The following is a 25458-nucleotide window of genomic DNA, read 5'->3' as shown; positions in this document are numbered from 1 at the left end:
TGTCATGATAAGGATGAAGGTCCGTGGTACAGGATATGCCACGGGCCTTTTATCAATTTGCCCGCTCCGTTTCCGCATCAGCTGCATTATCCGCATGTTTACGCTTACGGGCAAAATCTTCCTTACCAAAGCGGTAGGTAAAGGCAACGCCTATACGCTGCGTATCCGTTTCATTGGTATGGTATACGCTGGCCTGTTTAATGCTGATCACCCGTTCCTTTGGTATCCAGGTATGAAAAATATCTTCTGCTGAAAGGCGGATGCTGCCTTTGTCCTTCAATATCTTTTTTTGCACGGCAGCGGCTACCCGGTAACGCGGGTCCACAGTGCGCTGCCCCTGTATGTCCTTTCCAAAATACAAGCCTGTTAGCTCAGCGCTCCAGCCCTTCTGAAAGCTGAACTGGTTCATAATATTCAGCCGGCCCGTGCTGGTGCCGTTCCGGAGATCTTCAGTGCCTACGGTTCCCTTTAAGGCCATTTTGGCCAGCTGCAGGTTGGCGTTCAGGCTCCACCAGGTGGTGGGTTTCAGCTGGGTGTTAACAGACAATAAGATCATGTAACCGAAGAACACATTTCCCGGGCGGGTAATAAAAATATTGCCGGCAGCTTCTGTGGTCTGGAAAATAATATCGTTAAAGCGGCCATATTGCAGGCCAATGCCCAGGTTTTGCCTGTGCTGGTACTTTAGCGCATACTGGGTTTGGTACTGCGCACGCAGCAAGGGATTGCCGGCAGTATAGGTATAATTATCCTGGTAGAACAGGAAAGGGTTCAGCAGCTGATAATTGGGTCGGTTTATCCGCCGGTTAATGCTGGCAGTTACGGTATTGTTGCCCGCACTGTCTAATTTATAGCTTACAAATACGCTGGGGAAAAGGTTGGTATAGGTTCTTGTAAAGCTGCTGTCCGGTGTATAAGTATTGGCTACCTGGTGGCCCTGCAGGTGCGTATTTTCTATGCGCAGGCCAGCCTGCACGCCTATACGCCGCCAGCTTTTGCGGGCATTGATATAGGCGGCGTTAATATTTTCCCGGTAAATGAAATGGTTGGAGCGGCGGTCGTCCTGTACAGGATAGCTGCCTTCCAGATCCAGGTATTGGGAATTATTATCGTTGGTAACGTAGCTGGATTTTACACCAGCCTCCCACCCTGCCTTGTTCTTTAACGGATGCGTATAATCGGCTTTAAAGGAGTAAATATCAATACCAGGTAACAGATTGTAGCCAAACACAGCCTGATCATTGAGGGTACCATCCGGCAGGAAACTATTATTCTGCAAATGTTGTGTACCGGGTATTTGATAACGGATATAATCCAAGTCAGCAGAGAGCTCCCGGCCTTCATTATTAAATTTATGCTGGTAATTAAGATTAGCAGCTCCATTTTTTCTACGATCCTGCCCCCGCATAAAACCCTGGCTGGTGGAATCTGTTATATGGCCGGGGTTAAGGCTGCTGCTCCTGTAGTTCATCCATTCTTTATGCGGGTTCAGATCTCCATAAAGCACAAATCCCCAGGTGGTGTTTTTATTCACCATATGATCCATGCCAACGCGCAGGGATGTGCTACGGAAACTGTTCTGCCGCCGGTTCTGCAATAATACGGAATTGGTCAGCTGTGTATCGTCTGTATAAAATTGCCGGTTGTTATCATCAGCACTGTAATTACGTTCACGGCTATAGTCAAAGTTGCCAAAGAAATTGAGCTTTCCGCGTTTGTAGTTGATATTCAGGTTAGTGTTTTCCCGGTCATAAACGCCCTGGCTATACGAAGTGAAGAAGTTGCCGTTTACGCCGTTCTGCCGGTTCTTCTTCAGGCGTATGTTTATCACAGCTCCGCCGGAGGCGTCGTATTTGGCGGAGGGGTTGTCTATGAGCTCTATTTTATCCAGCGAGGCTCCGGGTATGGAGCGCAGGTAGCTGGACAGATCCTGTGCCGAAAGGTATGTAGACCGGCCATCGATCAGTACCAGCGCACCCTTACCGTTAAGGCTTATCTGCCCGTTGTTATCCACCAGTACGCCGGGTGTTTTTTCCAGCACTTCCAGCGTATTGCTGGCAGCACTGCTGATCATGGCATCCACATTCACAATGGTTTTATCAATATCCTGCACCAGCAGTGGTTTTTTTGCTGTAACCTCCACAGCTTTTAAATGCACCTTTTTCTGAGCGCTGTCAGTAACCGGCTGTTGCGCATACAGGTTATGTATGCATAGTATGATGGCTGTAATAACAAAAATGGTTTTCATTATCTTTAGATTGACAGGGCAAATATTACAGGGATTTACAAGCCATTTAAATAATTGTGCCGTATGTGGCGGTTAGTATGATGGAAAGGCCATTAAACGGGTTGAACTGTTTAGTGGAGCTTACACCCGGTTTCGTCATTAAAAGCCCGCTGTTGAACATTTATATTAGGGGCTGGCGGCTCAGTTGTTCATATTTGCATACATAAGGTACTATCATGAAACAGGCATTTAACACAGGCAGCGATAGCAGGATGAAATGGGGTATGTACGCCGCGCTTACTATGGTTGCCGCCCTGCTGATCTACTCCTTCTTTAACTCGTATGTAAAGAACTTTACTTCCCCAAACGATGAGGAATGGTCCGTAGCAGCGGTGGTGGGCATCCTGGGCAGCATTTATGCAGGCCGGTACCTTTCCCACTTATGCATACCTAAAGATCAGAATGTACCGGTGTGGATCCTCATCCTGCTGCCGCTGGTAATGATAGCCAGCAGCTTTGTTGCCATATTCTTTGCCGGCAGCCTGCAACGGCATAATGAGGCTGTGTACTGGTTCTTTTTCGGGTTCCCGCTTTTGCTGTGCTGTATTAGTACCGGCATGTACATTAAGCTGGTACGGGTGCGCATTGCACAACAATTACAGGATGCCCGTTCAGCTGCCGCCCAAAGCCAGCGGGAGCTGCAGCTGTTGCAATCGCAGCTGAGCCCGCACTTTTTGTTTAATACGCTCAATAATATGTATGGTATTTCCATTACCCAGCATGAAAAAATTCCCGCACTGTTATTGAAGCTGGCCGACCTGCTGCGGTATTCCGTGTACGATGTAAAGGAGCCGTTTGTGCCCCTGCAGGATGAGCTGGCGTATATTTACAACTACATTGAATTTGAAAAGATACGTGTTGGCGAGCGGCTGGAGCTTACGCTGGACCTGGCAGATGCGGCGCAGATCCATGGAAAGATAGCTCCCATGCTGCTGATCACTTTTATAGAAAATGCCTTTAAACATTCCAAAACCACCGGTAATAAAAAGATCACGGTGGATATACGTTTAAAACAGCAGGGCAATTACATCCTGTTCACCGTTAACAACTCTTATGAAAGCAGGAAGAGTGAGCTGGCTGCCCGCGAAAAGCACAGCGGCCTGGGATTACAGAATGTGCAGCAGCGGCTGGCCTTGTTATACCCTGGCGCGTTTGACCTGCAGATAGCAGACCAGCCACCCTTTTACAGCATAATGCTGCGGTTAAAATTAAAATATGATGCAAAAGATCAATTGCCTGATCATAGACGATGAACCGGTAGCGCGGGAAATACTGCAAACCTATTGCGCGCACTTACCCATGCTGCAGGTAGCAGCAGCTGCCAGCGATGCACTGGAAGCAAAGGCCCTGCTGCTGCAACATACCGTGGACCTTATTTTTGTAGATATTAATATGCCGGTGCTGGATGGCATTGCTTTTATTAAAACACTGAAAAAGCCGCCGCAGGTTATTTTCACCACCGCTTACAAAGAGTATGCGCTGGATGCTTTTGACCTGGCAGCCTGTGACTACCTGTTAAAACCATTTTCCCTGGAACGGTTTATTATGGCGGTGGATAAGGCTTTGGAAAGGATGCGCACACCGGCGCCGGCTGTCTATGAAACAAACGAGCCTGCCTTCTTTTTCATCAGAACCGATCGGAAGATCTATAGCGTATTATATGAGGAGCTGCTGTATGCAGAAGCCTGCGGTAATTATACTAAGGTAGTGACCACGCAGCATACCCTGCTGCCCAATATGCCTTTTTCAAGCTTTGAGGCCCTGCTGCCGGAAGCCTTATTCATCCGCGTGCACCGTTCCTTTATTATCAGCAAGGCAAAGATCACGCTTATTGAAGGCAACCGTGTTCTTATTAATGAGGTGGAGATACCCATTGGCAGCGCCTATAAGGATAATTTCATGAAGCAGCTGGGCTTATAAAAAACTGTCCGGGAAAATAGCAATTTTGGAGCGCAAAATTGATGAATTGAAAGGGCTGCTGTTTACGCAATCGGGAAAATTATTTACCGGAAAGGAAAAAAAAGATACTTTTGACTACCACCCCATCGATTAACCTCAACATTAAAACATACACCCCATGAACCACTTTTATGCCGACATTCACTGTCACCCCTCTCTGAAGCCGTATGGCAAAAGCTTTGACGGATCTCCCGCAGGCCAGAACAATAACAACCGGCGCGATCAAAATAGCATCTGGTTTTATGACAGCGCCAATTTATTTGAACGTGCCTTACAATTAGTAGCCGGTATTGCCAAATTCACGCAGGCCGATTGTACCACCCTGGCTTATGGCAATGTGAGGCTGGTTTGCGCATCCTTATACCCGCTGGAAAGAGGATTCCTGGATAATAAGCTGGGCACCACCGCCCCTGCTGACCTGGTAGATAATTTTATTACCGGTGTTGGTCAGCAGCGTGTGAATTACATACAGTCTATTAATAACTATTTTGAAGATCTCAAAAATGAGTATCAATATTATAAACAGTTGGATGGCGCGCTCATTAACACCGCATCCGGCGATTTCACCTACCGCCTGGTAAGCAATTATAACGAATTGGAAAATTACCTGTCGGCCCCCACCGGCGATAATACCATTGCGGTGGTGATCACCATTGAAGGAATGCACGCCCTGGACCCTGATATAGCCGGTGCCCCCAATGAAACCGTTTTCCTGGATAATGTGAAAGCCCTTAAACAATGGCAGCATGCGCCCTTTTTTGTAACCTTCGCCCACCACTTTTATAATAAGCTTTGCGGACATGCCCGCAGCTTAAAAGGTATTGTAGGTAGTGTTACCAACCAGGAACAAGGGCTGGATACCGGCATTACCGACCTGGGTTATAAAGTGCTGGCCGCATTGCTGGGCAGGGATAATGGCAAGCGTATTTACATAGATATTAAACATATGAGCGCTTTATCGCGCAAACAGTATATGGAGCTGCTGGCCAGGGCCTACCCCCGGGAGCACATACCGCTGATTGCAAGCCATGCTGCCGCTAACGGCCTCCGTTCTATGGATGAACCGGTGGCGGACCTGAAAGATACCGCGTTCAAATTATTACAGGAGGACATTAACCTGTACGACAACGAGATCATTGCCATTGCCAGGTCAGGCGGGTTAATGGGCTTTCAGCTGGATGAAAGAAGAGTAGCCAGCAAAGCCGTTCTGCAAAATATAAAACATTCCCTGTTCCTGAATAAAATAAGGCATTACCGCTCAGAGCTTTTATGGAACCAGGTGCGGCACATCCTGGAGCTGCTGGATAAAAATGAGCTGTTTGCATGGGATTGCATGGCAATTGGAAGCGATTTTGACGGCATTATTAATCCGCTGAACGGCTTTTTAACGGCAGAGTATATGGGTGAATTACAATCTTACCTGGAGCGGCATGCGTTTAATTACATGAAAGAAAACGGCAGGAACCTGAAAAGTTATAACCAGCTGCCGGCTGATGAAATTGTGAACCGGATCTTTTCCTCCAACGTACAGGCGTTTATGCAAAAGTGGTTTGTATAAAATTTGTGCGCATCCCTTATCTTTATTGCTCACAATAAATACGAGCACAATGGCACCATCCGGGGATATACTGGCAATAGATGTAGGCGGATCACATATTAAAGGCACCATCCTTAACAGCAAAGGCGAATGGCAGATGGACTACAAACGCCTGCCCACACCCAAAGACGCCAAACCGGCGGATGTGCTGGAAATTATTGCAGAGCTGGTAAAAGACATGCCGGACTATGATAAAGTATCCGTAGGTTTTCCCGGTTATGTACGTAACGGTATTGTATACACGGCGCCTAACCTGGGCAATCCCAACTGGAAAAATATAGACCTGGGTCAGCAGATCAGCAACCTGTTACAAAAACCGGTGCGGCTGGTAAATGATGCAGACCAGCTGGGCCTGGGCGTAGTAAGCGGCAAAGGGTTTGAGCTGGCCGTAACGCTGGGCACTGGTTTTGGAAGCGCACTGCTGATAGATGGCTACCTGCTGCCCCATCTGGAGCTGGCTCACCATCCGGTTACCAAAGACCATGATTACGATGAATACATCGGCAATAAAGCCCTGGAAAAAGAAGGCAAAGAAAAGTGGAACAAGCGCATCGCCAAAGTGCTGGAGATTCTGAAGGTGGTATTCAACTACGATCGCCTGTACCTAGGCGGCGGCAATGCAGAAGAGCTGGATATTGAGCTGGACAATAACATTCACCTCTTTACCAATAAAGACGGCATTAAAGGCGGCGCTAAGCTGTGGGAGCTGGAAGATAAGTATCACATCAGCACCAATTACCCTACTAAAAAGTAAGGTCACTTATATAACATAGTGATCAAAAATTCAGATACCTCAAAGATCCGGTCCAGGGCTACCACGGCTATACCAGCCACTAGTATGGTAATGATCTCCAGCGTTAGCTGTTTAACAATGGCCTTGTCTTCAATGGTTTTCCAGATAATGGGTAAGTTCACAATGGTGCTGGCCAGGGAAGACAATACAGCCACACTACCTGCCACGGCGGCGGTTATTTTTCCATGGTTAGCCATGGTGGCCGCTGCCGCAGTAGTACTGGCGCTGCTTACCAGGCCGCCAAAGAAACCGGTTGCTAAAATACCATAGCTGCCAAAAACCTTTGTGAGCAAGGTCCCCCCTATCTGCACCACAATAAACAGGAAGCCAAAGCTGATCACCTTTTGTATGGCAATGGGGGATTGAAGATGCAGCGATACCGGCTGCTCCTGGCCGGACAGCTCCTTGCGGATATTATCTTTCCAGATCCAGAGCCCTGCCACCACCGACATAGCAATAATGGGCAATGCCGCTGCAGCCAGCGATCTTTCAGAGAACAACAGAATGAGCAGCAGGTTGCGGGCAAACATAGCCTCTGTGGTAAGCAGGCAAAGGGTTTTGATTTTTTTACTTTGCCCGGTTGCCTGTGCCCGTGCTCCCAGCTCCGCCACTGTGGCACTGCTGTTCACCAGCCCGCCAAAAATGGCGCTCAGGTAAAGCCCCCTGGTGCTGAACATCCTTAGCAGAAAGTAGTTCGCAAAACCGATCCCGGAAATGGCAATGATGCTTAGCCAGGCATCACTGGGATTAAACAGCTGCCAGGGATCAATATAACGGTCAGGAATAAGCGGGTAGATCACAAAACCTATTAATCCCAATAAGATGGCGCTTCTTATTTCAGAAGGCTGCAGGCCGCCGGCAAAGCGGTTCAGCTCTGTTTTCCAGGCCAGCAGCATGGTCATTATAATAGCGCCGGCAACCGGCGTAAAAATATGCCCCAGCCCCACTAAAACCCCCAGGATATAATTAGCGATTAAAGCAGCAGAGGTAGTGATCTCCGTGGTGCGGTCAATGAGCAGGCTGCGTACATTGGTGATCACCACCAGTAGAAATACCCCTATCAGACAGGCAATGGAAAAATCTGATCCTATTACGGTGGCCAGCATGCCCAGTAAGGCTACTATAGAAAAAGTGCGTATCCCTGTTTCTTTATGAGACCACATCCGTTCCATTCCCACCAACATGCCGATGCCGATAGAAACAGCCATTTTAACGGCAATGGGTCCTGTGGCATAGTGTAAAAATTTTTGATCCATTCTGATGCTCCCTGATTTACGTTTGTTTAAAGATAATAAAATGATAATGATGTATGTGGATGAAACCGTTATGGAGCTAGCGGATACTTACTTAAAAAAGTAGAAAATTTAAACAAGCTTAGCAGATGTTATCATTTTTTAGAAATTAACCTCTATTTTAGGCGGGCGCATTGATAAAATGCCCGATCATTAAGTATTCTATATTAAATAAAGAAAAATGTCCATCATTTCCAGAAGTGTGTTGCAGGCTTTAATATTAACGAAGAACGAAGAACCGAATATTCAGCGCGTATTGGACAAACTCACCTGGCTTGAGCGTGTAGTGGTGCTGGATAGTGGCAGTACAGACAAAACCATAGAGATCCTGCAATCATACCCGAACGTGGAAATACAGTATAGGGCTTTTGACAGCTTTGCACAGCAATGTAATTACGGGCTTTCCCTGATCGAATCTGAATGGGTGCTGAGTATGGACGCCGATTATGTGCTGACGGATCAATTCATTGAAGAAACAAAGGCATTTGTATCAGGCGCCGGCAGCGATATAGTAGGTTATGATACCCGGTTTGAGTTCCTGATCTACGGCCGGCAGCTGATCAGTAATAATACCACACCCAGAACAGTATTATTCAAAAGAACCCTGGGCATCTATTTTGATGACGGGCACGCCCACAGGCTCCGCATCAATGGCAGGATAGGCGCTTATAAGAGCCGCATTTTACATGATGATCGTAAACCATTCAGCAGGTGGCTGAGCAACCAGGACGGATACTCTATTAAGGAATGTCATAAGCTATTGGACCCTACTAACCCGGACCGCAATTCTATGCTCAATAAAATACGCAGGACCAAGATCTTTGCGCCCATTTTTGTATTCTTTTACTGCCTGATCATTAAACGGCTAATTTTCAGCGGCTGGCCAGGCTGGTATTACACCTTACAAAGAACTATGGTGGAAATGCTGTTCTCACTGCGGCTGATGGAGGAACAGCATTTTGATGTGAACAGCAAGAAATAGGCGTTTTATTTATTAGTTAATATCATCCAGTTTATCCAGCTCACTTTTCAGCTCTTTCAGTAGCTGGTCTTCTGTTGGCAGGTACAGCTGGTATTTGCTGGCTACAATAGATCTGTTATTTTCCGGGAGCGATATTTTTACCACTGCATCATTCTTATCGGCGCATAATAATACACCAATGGTTGGGTTTTCAAATTCCTGTTTCTCGAAACGATCATAGTAGTTAACATACATTTGTAACTGCCCCAGGTCCTGGTGGGTAAGCTTGTGGGTTTTGATCTCAAACAATACAAAACTTTGGAGCAGGCGGTTATAACATACCAAGTCCACAAAAAACTCATCACCATCCAGGTGTATCCTCCTTTGCCGGGCTACGAAAGAAAAACCATGCCCTAATTCCAGCAGAAAATCGTTAAGATGAGAGATGAGCTCCGCTTCCAGGTCCCGTTCATAATAGGCCGGTTTTTGTTTAAGGCCCAGAAATTCCAGCACCGTAGGGTCTTTGATGATCTCAGTTGCATTGCTAGGTACTTTTTCCCCACGGGCTACAGCCAATACGCTTTCCTTATCATTACTGAGCAATAAGCGTTCGTATAGCTGGCTATTGATCTGCCGTTCGAGCTGGCGGGCTGTCCAGTTACTTTTGACGGCTTCCAGGATATAATACTCCCTTTTAGCCTCATTATCAATGGATAACAGGAGCTTGTAATGTGTCCAGCTAAATTGCGTCCGCAGTGCGGACGCAATTGGAAAGGTCCTGAAAAATTGCCGGTATCTTTCCAATTGACGAACGGAAAAGCCGCTGCCAAACTCAGGCTGTAAAGCTTCAGATAAAGACCTGATCAGAAAGGAACCATAATCAGCGCGCTCTTTCCCGGCTTGTTCCTCTTCAAAGATACGCTTCCCGATATTCCAGTACATAAGCACCCGGGTATTGTCCACTGCACGGATAGCCTGTTCCCGGCTTTGAAGGATCATGTTCTTTATTTCGGCTATCAGTGATCGCTTTACCTTCATAAATTTTGGGGGATTATTTTTAGAATAAAGGCCCCAATTTTAAAGGAATTATCTGTTATAAACAAACGGCAATTTGATAGTTACACTGTCATTGACTGTGTATTAAGTAATGATGGTACGCTCATTACTTATCTTTTTGTTCATACAGCTTTGGCCCTTTAATACCTTTCTTTTCATACATTTCCTTATTCATCAGGAAATGGCTTTCGCTCATCATGTTCAGATAATTCTCCAGCGGTTCCAGACCTACTGCTTTTCGCCTTTCGTTCACCGATGCCGGATCTTCCAGCGGTTTGGGAATAGCCTGGCAGCTATCTAGGTTATAAGTGACCTGTGTACCATATACCTGTTTGCCGCCGGTATTCAGCCGTACACGGTCTGTTAAATAAGCCAGGTCTTTGGAGGATGCTTTTTTATCAGCCACCTGTTGTTCCAGAGCCTTAATTACCTGCTGCTGAAATGCAGGCCATTTATCCAGGTGTTGTACCAATAGCCAGAAATGATGCGCACCTTTCTCCCCTACCATATCACTACCCGGGTAACCGTAACTATCCAGCATTTTTTCCAGCCTTTTATGATGAGAAGTGAACACACTGTCTTTAAAATGCTGCCACCCGGGAGAATCAAGGGTTAGTCCTTCCGGTGGCAAGCCTGCTGCCTGCTGGTCAATAACTACCATCTTTGCCAGGGTATCTGCAAGGGCCGGATTGGTTTGCGCTATTGTAAAACCATTTAACAACATGCAATAGAAAAACAACGGGATTATTTTCATATGTAGCAGAGATAAGAGGTATAAATATAATCTTTTCCAGGTGTTGTTTACACCACTCCCCTTCCCGGTTGTTCCACTCTTTCCGGCTCTCTAACCTTACTGCCAGTTATAAAAGTAATGGGCGAATGGGGAGACTGCTACCGGGAGCGGCTGCAAGAGGTATTTGCGGAGAAATAAATAAGCAGTTTGTTAATGGGGGCTTAGCGTGTAAAAAAACATTCCTCTGAATATCTCCCCTTTCGATTTGATAATCATTAATTTATAAATACCATGTCCATACCCGGATTGTTAAGCGTCTTGATTAGCTAATATTTTTAGTATATCATTGCTAAAAATATTGGTGAAACATGATGACGATAGGAAAAGCGGCAGCGGATCACTCTACTCCACACATTCATACGATCAATAAATAAGATCTTCCGCCATGTCCGCCACTAAAAAAGAGATCATTAGTCAATTGCAAAAAGAGCTGTTGCTTTTGCAGGGGTTTAAACCAACGCTAAATGCAGCTGTTCACGCAGGCCTTGAGCCCGTAGAGGCGGCATTTCCCAACGCGGTTTTTCCTACAGGCGCCGTTCATGAATTTTTAAGCGAGGCTGCAGAACAGGCAGCAGCTACAGGCGGGTTTATTGCCGGACTCTTAGCGCCCCTGATGCAGCAGGGCCGTGTTTGTATATGGATCAGTGCTGCACGCACCCTTTTTCCGCCTGCATTGGCAGCATTTGGCGTAACACCTGATCAGATCATTTTTGTAGATCTGCAACGCGAACGGGATGTGTTATGGGCCATGGAAGAAGCGTTAAAATGTGAAGGGCTGGCAGCTGTGGTTGGCGAAATGAGAGACATTAGCTTCACCGCATCCAGGCGGCTGCAGCTGGCGGTAGAACAAAGCAGGGTAACCGGTTTTATACTACGCCATCAGCCACGCGATCTGAATGCAAATGCCTGTGTGGCCCGGTGGAGGGTTACACCGCTGCACAGCGAACCCGGTAACAATATGCCCGGCATTGGTTTTCCCCGCTGGCGTATAACACTTTTAAAAGTGCGCAACGGCAAACCCGGTGAGTGGCAGCTGGAATGGGCGCAGGGCCGGTTTAACGTGATCACTGAAAATATTGCATTACAACCGCAGGCGGATATACGAAAAACAGGATAACATGCCCAAACGTTTTGTAGCCATATGGTTCCGTCATTTAATAACAGACTGGCTGATCATCCGCAAGCCTGAATTGCTGCACCAGCCTTTCATACTGGCAGCGCCTGATCACGGGCGCATGATGATAACAGCAGCCAGCGCTGCTGCGCAGGCACAGGGCATTTTTGTTGGAATGGTGCTGGCAGATGCCAGGGCCATTGTTCCTGCGCTACAGGTATTTAACGACAAGCCCGGGTTAGCGGAGCAATTATTGAAAGCGCTTTGCAAATGGTGTATACGTTATACCCCTGTTGCCGCTACAGACCTGCCCGATGGTTTGATACTGGATGCCAGCGGCTGCGCGCACTTGTGGGGAGGAGAACAACCTTACCTGCAGGAGATCATTACCCGCTTAAAAGCTTTTGGTTATCATGTTCGTGTAGCCATTGCAGATACCATTGGTACTGCATGGGCCATAGCGCGTTATGGAAGGGTTACCTGCATCATTAAAAGCGGAGAGCAGGCCACTGCCCTGCTCCCCTTACCCCCCGCTGCCCTGCGCCTGGAACCTGACCTGCTGGAACGTTTACAAAAGCTGGGCCTTTACCAGGTCGGCAGTTTTATAAATATGCCGCGTTCCGCATTGCGCAGGCGTTTTGGCCAGGCGCTGCTTGACCGTATGGATCAGGCACTGGGCCGGGAAGAGGAAGTTATTGATCCGCTGTTACCCATCCTCCCCTACCAGGAACGGCTGCCCTGCCTGGAACCGATACTAACGGCAACGGGTATTGAAATTGCACTGCAACGATTGCTGGAAGCGCTTTGCAGCCGCCTGCAGCAAAAAAGCAAGGGACTGCGTACCGCCGTTCTTAAAGCATACCGGGTGGATGGTAAGATAGAACAGGTGGAAATTGGCACTAACCGTGCATCACACAATGCCCGTCATCTTTTCAAACTATTTGAAAATAAGATACCTGCGATTGAACCAGCCTTAGGCATAGAGCTTTTTATACTGGAAGCACCCCATGTGGAAGAAGTTTCTCCCCAGCAGGAAACATTGTGGACCGGCGGTTGCGGCCTGGAAAGCATTACCCTGGCGCAGCTGACAGACCGGCTGGCTGGTAAAACAGGCGCGTATTCCATTCGCCGTTATTTGCCGGTACAGCATTACTGGCCGGAGCGTTCTATTACCCCCACCGCTTCTATGCTGGAAAAACCAGCTACACCCTGGCGCACAGACCATCCCCGCCCTATGCTGCTGTTACGGGAACCGGAGCCGGTAGAGGTAAGCGCGCCCATACCTGACTATCCGCCTATGTTGTTTACATACAAAGGCAAGCTGCATTATATAAAAAAGGCAGACGGTCCTGAACGTATTGAACGCGAATGGTGGCTGGAGGAAGGGCCGCACCGGGATTATTATGCTGTGGAAGACCAGGAAGGCCGCCGTTACTGGCTTTTCAGATCGGGGCATTATGATATGAATAAACCGCATTGCTGGTACATCCATGGCTTTTTTGCGTAAGAAAATGAGATGATGTATGTACACTGAATTACAGGTCACCACCAATTTTAGTTTCCTGCGGGGCGCCTCTCATCCCGAAGAGCTGGTAGAACAGGCATTTGCCTATGGTTATAAAAAGATCGCCATTACAGACCGTAATACGCTTGCGGGCATCGTACGCGCGCATGTAGCTACCAGGGGGAAGGATATACAGCTCATTCCTGCCTGCCGCCTTGACCTGGTGGATGGCCCCAGCCTGCTGGCTTATCCTACCAATAAAGAAGCCTATAGCCGGCTTTGTAACCTGCTGACAGAAGGTAACCTGAGAACGGAGAAAGGCAAATGTGAGTTGTTTAAGGCCGATGTATATAAATATGCCAAAGGCATAAAGTTCATTGTAATACCACCTGATTCATTAAACACAAGCTTCAGCTTTGAACCGGATTTCCAACAGGCACTGAAAGCATACCGGGAAGTTTTGGGCGATGACTTGTACCTGGCCGCATCCCGCTCCTACCAGGGCGATGATGGTAAAAAGCTATACCGGCTTTCGGAGCTCTCTGAACAATTACACATACCCCTGGTGGCCACCAACGATGTGCATTACCATCACACTGCGCGCCGCCAGCTGCAGGATGTGCTAACCTGCATCCGTGAAAAATGTACTATCCATAACGCCGGCTTCCGGCTGCATCCCAATGCAGAACGGTACCTGAAACCTATTGATGAAATGCAGCGGCTGTTCCGGCAATACCCCGATGCCATTTCCCGCACGCAGGAAATTGCAGCCGCCTGCCAGTTCTCACTGGATATGCTGCAATATGTATATCCCGAAGAACTTACTACTAATGGCCGCACGCCGCAGCAGGAGCTTACTGTTCTTGCCTGGGAGGGCGCCAAGCAGCGGTTCGGCGGCAACATTCCTGAAAAAGTAAGCACGGCCATTGATTATGAGCTTAAATTCATTGAAGAAAAAAATTATGCTCCCTACTTTTTAACCGTGCATGATATTGTACGTTATGCAAGGGAACAGGATATATTGTGTCAGGGCCGCGGGTCGGCGGCCAATTCCACGGTTTGTTACTGCCTGGGCATTACTTCTGTTGATCCTTCGGAATTTGATCTGCTGTTTGAACGTTTTATTTCATCAGCACGGAATGAGCCCCCTGATATTGATGTGGACTTTGAGCATGAGCGGCGGGAGGAAGTGATGCAATACATTTACAAAAAGTATGGCCGCGACCGTGCAGCTATTGTGGCAACGGTAACGCAGCAACGCCAAAAAGGCGCTATCCGCGATGTAGGAAAAGCAATGGGCTTATCTGTAGATACCATTAACCGGTTATCCGCCTCCATCTGGGATTTTACGGAGGAATGGTTTGAGGAGCATCGCCTTACAGAACAGGGATTGAATGCCAATGATCCCCTGCTGCGAAAAGTGTTACAGCTTACCGGGCAGCTCATGGGTTTTCCACGGCAGCTGGGGCAGCATACGGGAGGTTTTGTAATTACGCAGGGCAAACTTTCTGACCTGTGCCCCATCCTGAATGCGCGTATGGAAGACCGGACCTGTATTGAATGGAATAAAGACGACATTGATGCCCTGGGATTTCTGAAAATAGATGTGCTGGCATTGGGCATGCTTACCTGCATCCGTAAGGGTTTTGATCTGCTGAAGGACCATTACGGTCAGCCCCATACGCTGGCTACTATTCCACAAAAGCAAAAGCCTGTTTATGAAATGATCTGCCGTGCAGATACTATTGGCGTTTTCCAGATAGAAAGCCGTGCGCAGCAGGCCATGTTACCCCGTCTGAGGCCTGATTGCTTTTATGACCTGGTAATAGAAGTAGCCATAGTGCGCCCCGGGCCTATCCAGGGCGATATGGTGCATCCCTACTTACAACGGCGTAAAGATCCAAACCTGGTCACCTACCCTTCTCCTGCGCTGGAAAAGATATTAAAACGCACTTTAGGTGTGCCCCTGTTCCAGGAACAAGCCATGCAGATCGCCATTGATGCTGCAGGTTTTACACCCACTGAAGCAGATGCGCTACGCCGCAGTATGGCCACTTTTAAGCTGCCGGGCATGGTGAGCCAGTTCAGGGAAAAGCTGGTTAAGGGCATGGTAGCCAATAAATACGATGAAGAATTTGCCCATCGCATATTCAAACAGCTGGAAGGTTTTGGTAGTTATGGATTTCCTGAAAGCCATGCTGTAAGTTTTGCCCTGCTGGTATATGTATCTTCCTGGATCAAATGTTTTTATCCGGATGTTTTTGCCTGCGCCTTGCTCAACAGCATGCCCATGGGGTTTTACCAGCCGGCCCAGATCGTGATCGATGCAAAGAACCACGGCGTGGAGGTGCGGCCGGTAGATGTGAATCATTCCATGTGGGATAATACGATCGAGAAAAGGTCAGATCCGCCCCATGCGCTCCGCCTGGGCTTTCGCCAGGTAAAAGGGGTGCGGGAGGATGATGTGCAGGCGCTTATTGCGGGGCGCACTACGCACTATACTTCTATTCCTGCATTACGTGATGCCGGTGTGCAGCAATCTACCCTGGAAAAGCTGGCAGATGCGGATGCCTTCAGATCATTAGGCCTTGACCGGCGCCGGGCCTTATGGGAAGTAACAGCCCTGCACGACCGGCCTATTGCATTGTTTGCCGGCACACCATCAGAAAGCGCTGCTGAAACGCAGATCACGTTGCCGGAGATGTCTGCACCTGAACATGTAATACAGGATTATGCTGCTATGTCATTATCATTAAAAGCACATCCCGTAAGTTTTGTACGGGAAAAGCTGCAGCTGCTGCATATTGTTACGGCACAGGCACTGAACACCCTTACTGATGGTATGCCGGTAAAAGTAGCCGGCCTTGTGCTGGTGCGGCAAAGACCCGGCACTGCCAGCGGCATTTGTTTTATTACCATTGAGGATGAAACGGGATGCGTTAACCTGGTAGTGTTTCAAAAGCTGTTTGATAAGTACCGGAAGGAGATCCTGCAATCCCGCCTTTTGATGGTGGAAGGTACCTTGCAGCGTGAGGGCGAGGTGATCCACGTGATCGTAAAACATTGTTATAACTTAACGGAGCTGCTGCGGGAGCTGAGCCGCGCATTGCCGGAGGAATCGCTGGGCCATGCGGATGAACGGAGGCCGTTCCCCGCCTCAGCGGAGCAGAACAAGGAGGATGGAGCGAAGGTTTTTTATGGAGGCAGGAATTTTAAGTAGTAAACTTTTTTTCCACACCTCTTGTTTCAAATAAAAATATAACTATTTTTGCACCCTCTTTATAACAAAAAGAGATGATTCCGTAGCTCAGTTGGTAGAGCAATACACTTTTAATGTATGGGTCCTGGGTTCGAGTCCCAGCGGGATCACTTAAGGAGACACTAGATAATAGTTGTCTCCTTTTTTTATGCCAATAAAAATCTGTGACCCAACCTGTTATTGTCTGGTCATTAATAGTTCGATTTTTTAAATGAATAAAATCAATATAAGACAAATTAAGGAGCCTGATTTTTCAGAAGGTTTTAGTATTCGTAACATCGGTACTTTGCTTTCTGAACAAGACATGGTGCAGGAATTGCACAGGCACAACTTTTTTTTGGCTTTGTTTTTGGAAAAAGGAAAGGGCGAACATAGTATTGATTTTACCAATTACCCTGTTGACGACTATTCGGTTTTTTTTATGAGACCAGGGCAAGTGCATCAACTCACCTTAAAACATGGTAGCACAGGGTATTTAATACAGTTTAACCGCGAATTTTATACCCCAAGAGATGAACCGGTTAATTTTGTTTTACGAAAAGTGAGCAATAAAAATTACTGCCCGGTTTCTGTTAAAAAATTTAGAAAATTCAGTTCTCAATTATCGTTCATTTTTGAAGAATATACCCAAAAGCAAGAGCGCTACAAGGAAGCCATCAAAGCAAGTCTTGAAATACTTTTTATCGAATTAGCAAGGCAAAGTAAAAATCCGAAAGAAATAGCAAATGATGGCAATAGATATTCTCAAGAGCAATTGGAAGAATTGCTAGAACTATTACAAAAACATATTGTAACCCATAAACAAGTGACACAATATGCCGAAATGATGCATCTTACCACATTTCAGCTCAACAAAATAACCAAAGAAACTGTGGGCAAAACCTGCTCGCAACTCATCAATGAGCAAATTATATTGGAAGCAAAAAGACACCTATTAGCAACCACCGATCAAGTAAATCAAATCGCTTTCGATTTAGGATTTGAAGACCCGTCTTACTTTATTCGTTTTTTTAAAAAATACACCAACTTTTCGCCCGAAGTATTTCGCAAGAACTTGAAATAAATCCTGCGGGACTAAACTTTTGTCCTATTAGCCAAGCTTTATCATAAGGTAATTTTGCAAAGAATTAAAAATGATAAAACATGAAAATAGTAATTGTAGGTGCATCAGGCACAATGGGGCAGTATTTAGCCAAGGCGTTAGAAAAAGAAAATCACGAAATAATCAGGGCAAGCCGTTCGTCAACCGATGTGCAAGTTGATACAGCATCAACCCAATCAATAGAAGAAATGTTTGCCAAGATTGGCGCTTTTGATGCTTTGATTTCTACCGCTGGACCAACTTTTGTTGGCCCATGGAAAAACCTAACAGACCAAACTTTCAGAATTGGAATGGAAGGAAAAATGATGGGACAAATCAATTTGGTTCTAATTGGCCAGCATTACATCAATCCAAAAGGTTCATTTACACTTATCACAGGTGCATTAACCCATGAACCACAAATTAATTTTGCCAACGCATCTGCTGCAAATGGAGCAGTAGAAGGTTTTGTAAGAGCCGCATCAATTGAGTTACAAAACGGTATCCGTATCAATGCTGTTAGCCCAACAGTAATTGAAAATTCGCCCCAATATTTTCCTTATTTCCCTGGAGAAATTCCTACCACAATGAGACAGATGGAATTTGGCTTTAAGAAAAGTTTGTTTGGAGCAATAACAGGACAAATCATTAAACCGTAAAAAAAATGCAATGAAGATTAAAGCCAAAATTATTCAATCCATTAAAATCTGGGTAGTAATATATCCTTCCATAACACTCTTTTATGCGTTGTTTGCCAGCCATTTGTCAGCAATGCCATTATTCCTGCGAACATTAATCCTAACACTGATTTTAGTGCCCTGGATGGTATTTGTAGGATTGCCGGTGGTACATATAATAACTCGTATATTCACTTCAGATCGCTGATAAAATGGTTCGGGTTTTGTACCAATGGGTTCGCCACAAGGATCTTAAAAACTTACAAAGCCGCATAAATCGCACGATTTACGCGGCTTTCCTGTCCAGTTTACCTATGCTGGCAAACTGGTAATTATATAAATTTTTTCCATAATTATGCAACTTGCGAAATGCTCTGAATATTACCTTTATGGTTATCAAATTGTTATATCATATCAGAAAATAGTACTTTTGCTCAACGTTTGATGAAAAGAAATACATCCATACAGTTAAAGGCATCATTGCTGTTGATCATATTCTCGCTCAATATGGTTGTTGGCTTTGCCTGTTCTGTCGGAATGAACTTAGGCCTTAACATTGCTGATCATCATGAAGAAACGGAAGTAATAGATCATCATCATTCTCATCATCATGATAAATCCCATCATCATGATGTTGCAGGCGGCCATCATCATTCAAAAGATAAAAAAGACAATTGCTGTAATGACCCGGTGACAAAATTCTCCCAGCTTGACAAATCAGTACCTCAGTCTTTAAATACTGCAATTAACCCCATATTCTTTACCTCATTTGTCTACTCATTTTATAACATAAATATTTTAGCTGCTTTTGAAGCAACTACAAATATTAAATACTTTGTCCGAAGTTACCATCCTCCCATATCGGACATTCGCGTGGCTATTCAGAGTTTCCAGATTTGATTTGGTTTAATGTTTTGATTTGCATGGGTTTATTACTCATGCCTGAAATTTTTTTCCCTAAACATTAAATCAATTAAGATGAAACCAAATATTAAGAACCCATACTTCGGTAGTCAAATACTTACCTGTGGTAAAGTAAGTGACACCATTAAATAACTTTCTCTTTATATCGTTCCATGTGAAGATGAGCCTTTAGACCTAGGTTCACCTTCTATAGACCGTTTATTCATCATACCAAAAAGAAACAAACATGAAATATATTATTTTAATAGCGGCAATCACCTTCACATTTCTAATAGCCTGCAATAGTGGCAATAAGCAGCCAAATACCACTAATGACGCTGCTCAACCAACGCCTGCATCCAATAGCGCAGAACAACAAGCTATAAATACCAAACCTTCATCTTCGGTTAACGGGATCATCAACGGCTATCTGGATATGAAAAATGCACTGGCGAATGATGATGGAAACGGTGCCGCAACTGCGGGTAATACCATGGTAGAGGCATTTGAAAAGTTCGACAAATCTGCACTAACAACGAAACAGAAGGCAACTTATGAAGACATTGAAGACGATGCCAGGGAACATGCAGAGCACATTGGAAAAAACGGCAGCAACATCAAACATCAGCGTGAACATTTTGATATGCTAAGCAAGGATATATATCAATTGGCAAAAACAATTGGCGGAGGAGTAACATTGTATTACGACCATTGCCTAATGTACAATAATAATAAGGGGGCAGATTGGATAAGCGAAACAAAAGAAATTGCTAATCCTTATTTAGGTAAGTCAATGCCCACATGTGGATCTGTAAAGGAAGAACTAAAGTAAACAGATATGAGCCGAACAAAGAAATGGCTGCTGGTGTTATTTGCTGTGTTCGTTGCAATTCAATTTATACAGCCTGCCCGCAACAAAAGCGGGCAGCTATCACCAACAGATATATCAAGGATTTATAGCCTGTCAGGTGATGTACAAGTTATTTTGCAAAAATCCTGTTTTGACTGTCATAGCAACAACACCACCTATCCATGGTATTCCAATATCCAACCTGTTGGCTGGTGGTTGGCATCACATATAAGAAAAGGGAAGGCAGCGCTTAATTTCAGTGAATTTGGAAATTATTCCAGGCGCAGGCAACAAAACAAATTACAGTCAATCGAAAACAGCATTAATGACCGTACAATGCCCTTGCCCGCCTATACATTAATCCATAAAAATGCAGCGCTTTCACCCGCTGACAAAAGGATTCTACTTGATTGGGTTAATACAGCAAAAACCAGGCTTTCGACAGATAAATAAGTAAAACGTATTATTTAAAAAACAATAAAACGTATAAAAAATGGAAATGCATCACACAAATAAAACGGGCAATGCAAACACCATGCAATATAAAAAGCTATTATTGATGGTGATACTCTCCTATATAGCCATGTACATACTTATGTATTCAATGGTTGATAGGCTGGCCAATGTTATACCTAATATTAATCAGTTTTACATGGCAGGCCTTATGGCAGCTCCTATGGCAATTATTGAGCTAGCTCTAATGGGTAGTATGTATAAGAATAGGAAACTTAACCTTTTCATTATTTTAATAAGCTGCATAGTATTAATAATGTGCTTCTTATTTATCAGGAATCAAACCGCTGTTTCCGAACGGCAATTTCTAAAATCAATGATCCCGCACCATGCATCGGCCATCCTTATGGTTAAAGAAACAGAAATAAGCGATCCTGAGATAAAGCAACTTGCTAACGATATTATTTCATCCCAACAAAAGGAAATAGAGTTTATGAAAGCCAAATTAAAGGAGATGGATAAGAAGTGATTCAATACAACAAAAAAAGTATACACACCAGCCACAGGAAGCCCTTAATAGGTGTGAGAATAATACATTAAGTTCAAATACTAAAAACGAACGTATGGAACACATACATAGCCAACACGAACAGCATGAGCATCACCAGGAGCATGCGCCTGCTGCTACGAAAACAGACCAACACACTCATCACAAAGCGCAGGATCACACAAGCAGCCATAATGAGCACGCCGGCCACCATACGGCCGACTTTTTAAAACGCTTTTGGCTATGCGTGGCATTAACTATTCCTGTACTGCTACTATCACATATGATCCAGCAATGGATGGGATTTACATTTACTTTTCCAGGCGATAAATATGTACTGCTGGCACTCAGCAGCTTTATTTATGTGTATGGCGGCTGGCCGTTCCTGGTAGGGTTAACAAGAGAGCTAAAATACCGGAACCCTGGTATGATGACATTGGTGGCCGTGGCTATCACTACTGCCTATGTATACAGCGTAGCTGTGGTGTTTGGATTACAGGGTATGGATTTCTTTTGGGAATTAGCCACGCTGATTGATATTATGCTGCTGGGGCACTGGCTTGAAATGAAATCACAAATGGCCGCCTCCCGGGCGCTGGAATCGCTGGTAGCCCTGTTACCCGCTATTGTTCATGTCGAACGTAATGCCGAAGTGAGAGATATTCCTTTAAAGGAATTACAAACGAATGATGTGATCATTGTAAAACCCGGTGAAAAGATCCCGGCAGACGGACAGATATTGGAAGGCAGCTCCAGAGTAAATGAAAGTATGCTCACCGGTGAAAGCCTGCCTGTTAAAAAAGGGAAAGAGGCAAAGGTCATTGGAGGTTCCGTAAACGGCGATGGTGTTTTAAAGATCAGGGTTACCGGTGCCGGTAATGATAGCTATCTCAATAAGGTTGTTACAATGGTACAATCAGCACAGGGCGTCAAATCCAACACTCAGAACCTGGCAGGCAAGGTAGCTATGTGGTTAACCATTGTTTCCATTAGTGTAGGGGTCATTACATTTATAGTGTGGTTAACCGCCGGGCATGAGCTTTCCTTTGCTTTGGAACGGATGGTTACCGTAATGGTAACCTCCTGTCCACATGCTTTGGGTGTTGCTATACCGCTTGTCATTGCCGTATCTACTACTTTATCGGCAATGCAGGGCTTACTAATTCGTAACCGTACAGCTTTTGAAAATGCCAGGAATTTAACCACCATTATTTTCGATAAAACAGGTACCCTTACGAAAGGTTCATATGAAGTACAGCAGATCATTCCATTAAACGATCAATATACTGCAGATGAATTATTACAGTATACGGCCGCTATTCAACAAAATTCTGAGCACCATATTGCCGGGGGTATAATGCGCAGACTGAAAGATAAAAACCTAACCTTATGGCAATCCACCGGCTTTCAATATATGCAGGGTATTGGTGTAAGTGGTACCGTAAACGGAAAGAAAGTGGTGGCAGCCGGGCCTAACTATTTTAAACAGGAAAGGAAAGACATACCCACTATCCCCGCTGAAATAGATCAGTCAACAGATACCGTAAACTTTGTACTGATAGACGACATTCCTGTTGGCATCATTACGCTGGCAGATGGTATAAGAGAAACAGCTGCTGACGCTATTGCTGCATTAAAACAAATGAACATCAAATCCTTTTTGTTAACTGGTGATAATGAGAAAGTAGCTGCATCAGTAGCCCAAAAGCTGCATATGGACGGATACTTAGCCAATGTGCTGCCGCATGAAAAGCAAAACAAGGTCAAAGAGTTTCAGGATAGAGGCGAGATTGTAGCAATGACCGGCGATGGAGTAAATGATGCACCGGCCTTAGCGCAGGCAGATGTTGGTATAGCCGTGGGCTCCGGTACGGATGTTGCCGCCGAAACCGCCGACATCATATTAGTGAACAGCGATCCAAAAGATGTGGTTCAAATGATTTCCTTTGGCAGGGCTACATATCGTAAAATGGTACAGAATTTAATATGGGCCGTTGGGTATAACGTAGTGGCTATTCCATTGGCTGCAGGAATATTATACCCGGCGTTTATGTTAAGCCCTGCAATGGGCGCTATCCTGATGAGTGTAAGCACTATAGTGGTGGCAATTAATGCTAAACTGTTAAAGGTAAAAAGCTAAATGCCCGCAAATAAGTGAACGCGGGGCAAAGTTAATGTTATAAATCCAGCGGCAGGATCTCTATTAAACATTCTTGCGTCGCATTCCGTTCATCCGCATTGCTACTATTGGGCAGATCCAATTCTCAACAACACCACGGCCTCTCAACTGCGGATAAAGCGGTCTCCCGGCAGGTAAGCCGCGCGCCAGGCGCCGGCTATGGCAGCGTTCCGCTGCGCTCCATGCAGCCGCGCCTTATGCCGACACTGGCGCACACCTGTCACGCGGCTTACGGTTGCCAGGTCTTCCGGCCGGGCAGCTCTCCGGTCCGGCTTACAGGCCTGGTATTCATATACAAAAACAGTTAATATATTTGTGTAATTTGTTGTAAGTTGTATGTAACTTTAAATCCGGCTGCTCATCTGAACAATCTAAGACAATATGCAAGAGACAAACGAAAAATTTGAGAGCGTACAAAACGACAAGTTGAGTATAAAGATTGTTTCAAACAATAATCCTTATCCTTCTGCTGATATCGAGCAAAAGATCCTACAACCCCGAAAGCTCTCTTCTTATTTTATAGTGTTGGTTGACAGCGGATCTATTACATACAATTTGGATTTACAAGACATCACGCTTACTGATGGACATTTGCTTTTTGCAATGCCTAACCAGGTTTTTATCCCTCCACCTAAAACAGCTAACCTTAAATACTTCAAAGTATTATTTGATGAAAACACATTAGCATTGCTGCCACAACAATTTCCTTTTTTAGTTAATCCTTTAAACTCACAGACTATAATTTTTGCCAATGCTACAAGGGAGAGAGTGAGAAAAGTTTTTGAAATTTTAAATCAAATACTTCACATAGACGAACATCCGACCGACACAGAAATAGTATTATCTTACCTGAGCTCACTATTAACAGAATTGAATAGTGCTTATTTCAAAAACACAGCACCAATAAATATTCTAAATACCAATCTATCAAAGTTTATTGAATTCAAATTAGTGGTGGAAACCCATCTTACGGAGCAACCTTCTGTAAATGCAATAGCCGAAAAATTGGCATTAACCCCAAACAGCTTATACCGGATTGTAAAAGAATATTCGGGAGTTTCGCCAAAAGACTTTTTTACTAACCGCTTAATGATTGAAGCACAGCGAAAATTACAGTACTCTCCCCTTTCTGTAAAAGAATTAGCTTACGAATTGGGCTTTAATGACCCTGATTACTTTTCAAGATTTTTCAAAAAATGTACAGGAAAAAGCGTAAGTGAGTTTTTAAAAGCCCGGCAAGATTAGTCAAGGTAATAAATTGATTTGTCCATCTCCTCTGTTTTTCAGCTATCTACTTTTGCTTCATTAATTTAAACAAAAAAAAAATGAAATCAGCATTAGTAACAGGAGCTAACAAAAGCATTGGCTTTGAAGTTGCACGGCAACTTGCTCAAAAAGGGATTTATGTTTACCTCGGCAGCCGCAATTTAGAAAACGGCATAGCAGCCATGAATAAATTATTGGCAGAAGGACTAAGCAATGTAGAGGCTATTCAGCTTGACATTACAGATGATGGATCTGTAAAAAATGCCCGTACAGAGATCGGCAGGAAAACAAAAACGTTAGACATACTTATCAATAACGCTGGCATTTATGGTGGCTATCCACAAGCTGCACTTGATTCAACCATAGAGCAGTTCAAAACAGCATACGATGCAAATGTTTACGGGGTCGTAAGAGTTACACAGGCATTTATTGATCTATTGAAAAAATCTTCTCAACCCCGTATTGTAAATGTAAGTTCAAGTCAAGGTTCAATTACTTTGCACAGCGATCCTTCATACAAATATTACGACTACAAAGGAGCTGTTTATCTTTCTTCAAAATCAGCAATGAATATGTATACAGTTGTTTTGGCATACGAGCTAAGGGATAGCAACTTCAAAATAAACGCTGTTTGCCCGGGATATACAAAGACGGATTTCAATGGTCATCGTGGGCCAGGAAGTGTGGAAGTTGCCGGAAAGCGAATTGTAAAATATGCTTTGATTGACAAAGATGGACCAACCGGAAAATTCTTTAGTGAAGAAAATAATCCTGAAACGGGAGAAGTGCCCTGGTAATAAAGACTGAACCGTCTAACATTGATTGATAAGCATAGATGCCGATTGCGAATTATTTAGCCGGCAGGCACCCAAATGCCAATGTAATCC

21 protein-coding genes, 1 tRNA gene and 1 pseudogene are annotated in these 25458 nt (G+C 44.9%); 18 read left to right on the top strand and 5 right to left on the bottom strand.

What is annotated here, in order from left to right; all coding sequences use genetic code 11:
- Positions 1-52: 52 nt before the first annotated feature.
- Positions 53-2248, bottom strand: a complete 2196-nt coding sequence (locus tag BMZ54_RS10185) for an outer membrane beta-barrel protein (RefSeq protein WP_089910146.1) — start codon at positions 2246-2248, stop codon at positions 53-55.
- A 215-nt stretch (positions 2249-2463) separates the two neighbouring features.
- On the opposite strand from BMZ54_RS10185, the gene BMZ54_RS10180 reads away from it, so the two are divergent.
- The 3 genes and pseudogenes from BMZ54_RS10180 to BMZ54_RS10170 all read left to right on the top strand — a co-directional run.
- The gene (locus tag BMZ54_RS10180; protein WP_089910144.1) at positions 2464-3540 is read left to right on the top strand and encodes a sensor histidine kinase; all 1077 of its coding nucleotides are present in this window, start codon (positions 2464-2466) and stop codon (positions 3538-3540) included.
- Positions 3506-4207, top strand: a complete 702-nt coding sequence (locus BMZ54_RS10175) for a LytR/AlgR family response regulator transcription factor (protein WP_089910141.1) — start codon at positions 3506-3508, stop codon at positions 4205-4207. The genes BMZ54_RS10180 and BMZ54_RS10175 overlap by 35 nt, the downstream gene beginning before the upstream one ends.
- 157 nt (positions 4208-4364) lie before the next feature.
- Positions 4365-5675: pseudogene (locus BMZ54_RS10170) on the top strand (membrane dipeptidase); the annotation flags it as partial.
- Between the two features lie 44 nt (positions 5676-5719).
- Here BMZ54_RS10170 and BMZ54_RS33550 read toward each other — a convergent pair.
- Entirely contained in the window at positions 5720-5785 is a 66-nt protein-coding gene (locus BMZ54_RS33550; protein ID WP_394332707.1) for a hypothetical protein, read from the bottom strand.
- Between the two features lie 68 nt (positions 5786-5853).
- Between BMZ54_RS33550 and BMZ54_RS10165 the strand changes: the two genes are divergently transcribed.
- Positions 5854-6597, top strand: a complete 744-nt coding sequence (locus BMZ54_RS10165) for an ROK family protein (protein WP_089910136.1) — start codon at positions 5854-5856, stop codon at positions 6595-6597.
- Between the two features lie 2 nt (positions 6598-6599).
- Here the strand turns inward: BMZ54_RS10165 and BMZ54_RS10160 are convergent, their stop codons facing one another.
- On the bottom strand, positions 6600-7892 hold the full coding sequence (locus tag BMZ54_RS10160; RefSeq protein ID WP_089910133.1) for an MgtC/SapB family protein: 1293 nt from the start codon (positions 7890-7892) through the stop codon (positions 6600-6602).
- A 217-nt stretch (positions 7893-8109) separates the two neighbouring features.
- On the opposite strand from BMZ54_RS10160, the gene BMZ54_RS10155 reads away from it, so the two are divergent.
- Positions 8110-8910 carry a glycosyltransferase family 2 protein gene (locus BMZ54_RS10155; RefSeq protein ID WP_089910131.1) on the top strand — a complete coding sequence of 267 codons (801 nt, stop codon included), beginning with the start codon at positions 8110-8112 and terminating at the stop codon, positions 8908-8910.
- 12 nt (positions 8911-8922) lie between these two features.
- Here the strand turns inward: BMZ54_RS10155 and BMZ54_RS10150 are convergent, their stop codons facing one another.
- Both BMZ54_RS10150 and BMZ54_RS10145 read right to left on the bottom strand, forming a co-directional pair.
- Positions 8923-9927: a PDDEXK nuclease domain-containing protein gene (locus tag BMZ54_RS10150; protein WP_089910128.1), complete on the bottom strand. Its 1005-nt coding sequence runs from the start codon at positions 9925-9927 to the stop codon at positions 8923-8925.
- A gap of 124 nt (positions 9928-10051) precedes the next feature.
- Complete coding sequence (locus tag BMZ54_RS10145) at positions 10052-10699, bottom strand: DUF6624 domain-containing protein (RefSeq protein ID WP_143080960.1); 648 nt, start codon at positions 10697-10699, stop codon at positions 10052-10054.
- A 424-nt stretch (positions 10700-11123) separates the two neighbouring features.
- Here BMZ54_RS10145 and BMZ54_RS10140 point away from each other — a divergent pair, with 424 nt between their 5' ends.
- The 13 genes from BMZ54_RS10140 to BMZ54_RS10080 all read left to right on the top strand — a co-directional run bounded on the left by BMZ54_RS10140 (position 11124) and on the right by BMZ54_RS10080 (position 25368).
- Complete coding sequence (locus tag BMZ54_RS10140) at positions 11124-11855, top strand: ImuA family protein (RefSeq protein WP_089910122.1); 732 nt, start codon at positions 11124-11126, stop codon at positions 11853-11855.
- A 1-nt stretch (position 11856) separates the two neighbouring features.
- Complete coding sequence (locus BMZ54_RS10135) at positions 11857-13359, top strand: Y-family DNA polymerase (protein ID WP_089910119.1); 1503 nt, start codon at positions 11857-11859, stop codon at positions 13357-13359.
- Between the two features lie 16 nt (positions 13360-13375).
- Positions 13376-16576, top strand: coding sequence for an error-prone DNA polymerase (locus BMZ54_RS10130; protein WP_089910116.1), 3201 nt, complete (start codon positions 13376-13378; stop codon positions 16574-16576).
- Between the two features lie 76 nt (positions 16577-16652).
- A tRNA-Lys gene (locus BMZ54_RS10125) sits at positions 16653-16725 on the top strand.
- Positions 16726-16826: 101 nt separating this feature from the next.
- Entirely contained in the window at positions 16827-17678 is an 852-nt protein-coding gene (locus BMZ54_RS10120) for an AraC family transcriptional regulator (RefSeq protein WP_089910113.1), read from the top strand.
- An 80-nt stretch (positions 17679-17758) separates the two neighbouring features.
- A complete protein-coding gene (locus BMZ54_RS10115; RefSeq protein ID WP_089910110.1) occupies positions 17759-18355 on the top strand; it encodes a short chain dehydrogenase in 597 nt (198 codons plus the stop codon).
- 462 nt (positions 18356-18817) lie between these two features.
- Complete coding sequence (locus tag BMZ54_RS32735) at positions 18818-19273, top strand: HYC_CC_PP family protein (protein ID WP_143080959.1); 456 nt, start codon at positions 18818-18820, stop codon at positions 19271-19273.
- 250 nt (positions 19274-19523) lie between these two features.
- A complete protein-coding gene (locus tag BMZ54_RS10105; protein WP_089910104.1) occupies positions 19524-20108 on the top strand; it encodes a DUF3347 domain-containing protein in 585 nt (194 codons plus the stop codon).
- A gap of 6 nt (positions 20109-20114) precedes the next feature.
- A complete protein-coding gene (locus BMZ54_RS10100) occupies positions 20115-20579 on the top strand; it encodes a heme-binding domain-containing protein (RefSeq protein WP_089910101.1) in 465 nt (154 codons plus the stop codon).
- A 40-nt stretch (positions 20580-20619) separates the two neighbouring features.
- The gene (locus BMZ54_RS10095; protein ID WP_089910096.1) at positions 20620-21108 is read left to right on the top strand and encodes a DUF305 domain-containing protein; all 489 of its coding nucleotides are present in this window, start codon (positions 20620-20622) and stop codon (positions 21106-21108) included.
- Positions 21109-21202: 94 nt separating this feature from the next.
- Positions 21203-23266: a copper-translocating P-type ATPase gene (locus BMZ54_RS10090; protein ID WP_089910091.1), complete on the top strand. Its 2064-nt coding sequence runs from the start codon at positions 21203-21205 to the stop codon at positions 23264-23266.
- Between the two features lie 420 nt (positions 23267-23686).
- Positions 23687-24550, top strand: coding sequence for an AraC family transcriptional regulator (locus BMZ54_RS10085; protein ID WP_089910088.1), 864 nt, complete (start codon positions 23687-23689; stop codon positions 24548-24550).
- Between the two features lie 80 nt (positions 24551-24630).
- Complete coding sequence (locus BMZ54_RS10080) at positions 24631-25368, top strand: SDR family oxidoreductase (protein WP_089910085.1); 738 nt, start codon at positions 24631-24633, stop codon at positions 25366-25368.
- Positions 25369-25458 lie beyond the last annotated feature (90 nt).

Origin of the sequence: Chitinophaga rupis (assembly GCF_900109685.1) — a bacterium.
Taxonomy (GTDB): Bacteria; Bacteroidota; Bacteroidia; order Chitinophagales; family Chitinophagaceae; genus Chitinophaga; species Chitinophaga rupis.
This window is presented reverse-complemented; position numbering and strand designations above follow the sequence as displayed.

Excerpts from the sequence above, each read along its gene's own strand:
- BMZ54_RS10185 (WP_089910146.1), bottom strand. The coding sequence starts at position 2,248 with ATGAAAACCATTTTTGTTATTACAGCCATCATACTATGCATACATAAC.
- BMZ54_RS10180 (WP_089910144.1), top strand. The coding sequence starts at position 2,464 with ATGAAACAGGCATTTAACACAGGCAGCGATAGCAGGATGAAATGGGGT.
- BMZ54_RS10175 (WP_089910141.1), top strand. The coding sequence starts at position 3,506 with ATGCAAAAGATCAATTGCCTGATCATAGACGATGAACCGGTAGCGCGG.
- BMZ54_RS10165 (WP_089910136.1), top strand. The coding sequence starts at position 5,854 with ATGGCACCATCCGGGGATATACTGGCAATAGATGTAGGCGGATCACAT.
- BMZ54_RS10160 (WP_089910133.1), bottom strand. The coding sequence starts at position 7,892 with ATGGATCAAAAATTTTTACACTATGCCACAGGACCCATTGCCGTTAAA.
- BMZ54_RS10155 (WP_089910131.1), top strand. The coding sequence starts at position 8,110 with ATGTCCATCATTTCCAGAAGTGTGTTGCAGGCTTTAATATTAACGAAG.
- BMZ54_RS10150 (WP_089910128.1), bottom strand. The coding sequence starts at position 9,927 with ATGAAGGTAAAGCGATCACTGATAGCCGAAATAAAGAACATGATCCTT.
- BMZ54_RS10145 (WP_143080960.1), bottom strand. The coding sequence starts at position 10,699 with ATGAAAATAATCCCGTTGTTTTTCTATTGCATGTTGTTAAATGGTTTT.
- BMZ54_RS10140 (WP_089910122.1), top strand. The coding sequence starts at position 11,124 with ATGTCCGCCACTAAAAAAGAGATCATTAGTCAATTGCAAAAAGAGCTG.
- BMZ54_RS10135 (WP_089910119.1), top strand. The coding sequence starts at position 11,857 with ATGCCCAAACGTTTTGTAGCCATATGGTTCCGTCATTTAATAACAGAC.
- BMZ54_RS10130 (WP_089910116.1), top strand. The coding sequence starts at position 13,376 with ATGTACACTGAATTACAGGTCACCACCAATTTTAGTTTCCTGCGGGGC.
- BMZ54_RS10120 (WP_089910113.1), top strand. The coding sequence starts at position 16,827 with ATGAATAAAATCAATATAAGACAAATTAAGGAGCCTGATTTTTCAGAA.
- BMZ54_RS10115 (WP_089910110.1), top strand. The coding sequence starts at position 17,759 with ATGAAAATAGTAATTGTAGGTGCATCAGGCACAATGGGGCAGTATTTA.
- BMZ54_RS32735 (WP_143080959.1), top strand. The coding sequence starts at position 18,818 with ATGAAAAGAAATACATCCATACAGTTAAAGGCATCATTGCTGTTGATC.
- BMZ54_RS10105 (WP_089910104.1), top strand. The coding sequence starts at position 19,524 with ATGAAATATATTATTTTAATAGCGGCAATCACCTTCACATTTCTAATA.
- BMZ54_RS10100 (WP_089910101.1), top strand. The coding sequence starts at position 20,115 with ATGAGCCGAACAAAGAAATGGCTGCTGGTGTTATTTGCTGTGTTCGTT.
- BMZ54_RS10095 (WP_089910096.1), top strand. The coding sequence starts at position 20,620 with ATGGAAATGCATCACACAAATAAAACGGGCAATGCAAACACCATGCAA.
- BMZ54_RS10090 (WP_089910091.1), top strand. The coding sequence starts at position 21,203 with ATGGAACACATACATAGCCAACACGAACAGCATGAGCATCACCAGGAG.
- BMZ54_RS10085 (WP_089910088.1), top strand. The coding sequence starts at position 23,687 with ATGCAAGAGACAAACGAAAAATTTGAGAGCGTACAAAACGACAAGTTG.
- BMZ54_RS10080 (WP_089910085.1), top strand. The coding sequence starts at position 24,631 with ATGAAATCAGCATTAGTAACAGGAGCTAACAAAAGCATTGGCTTTGAA.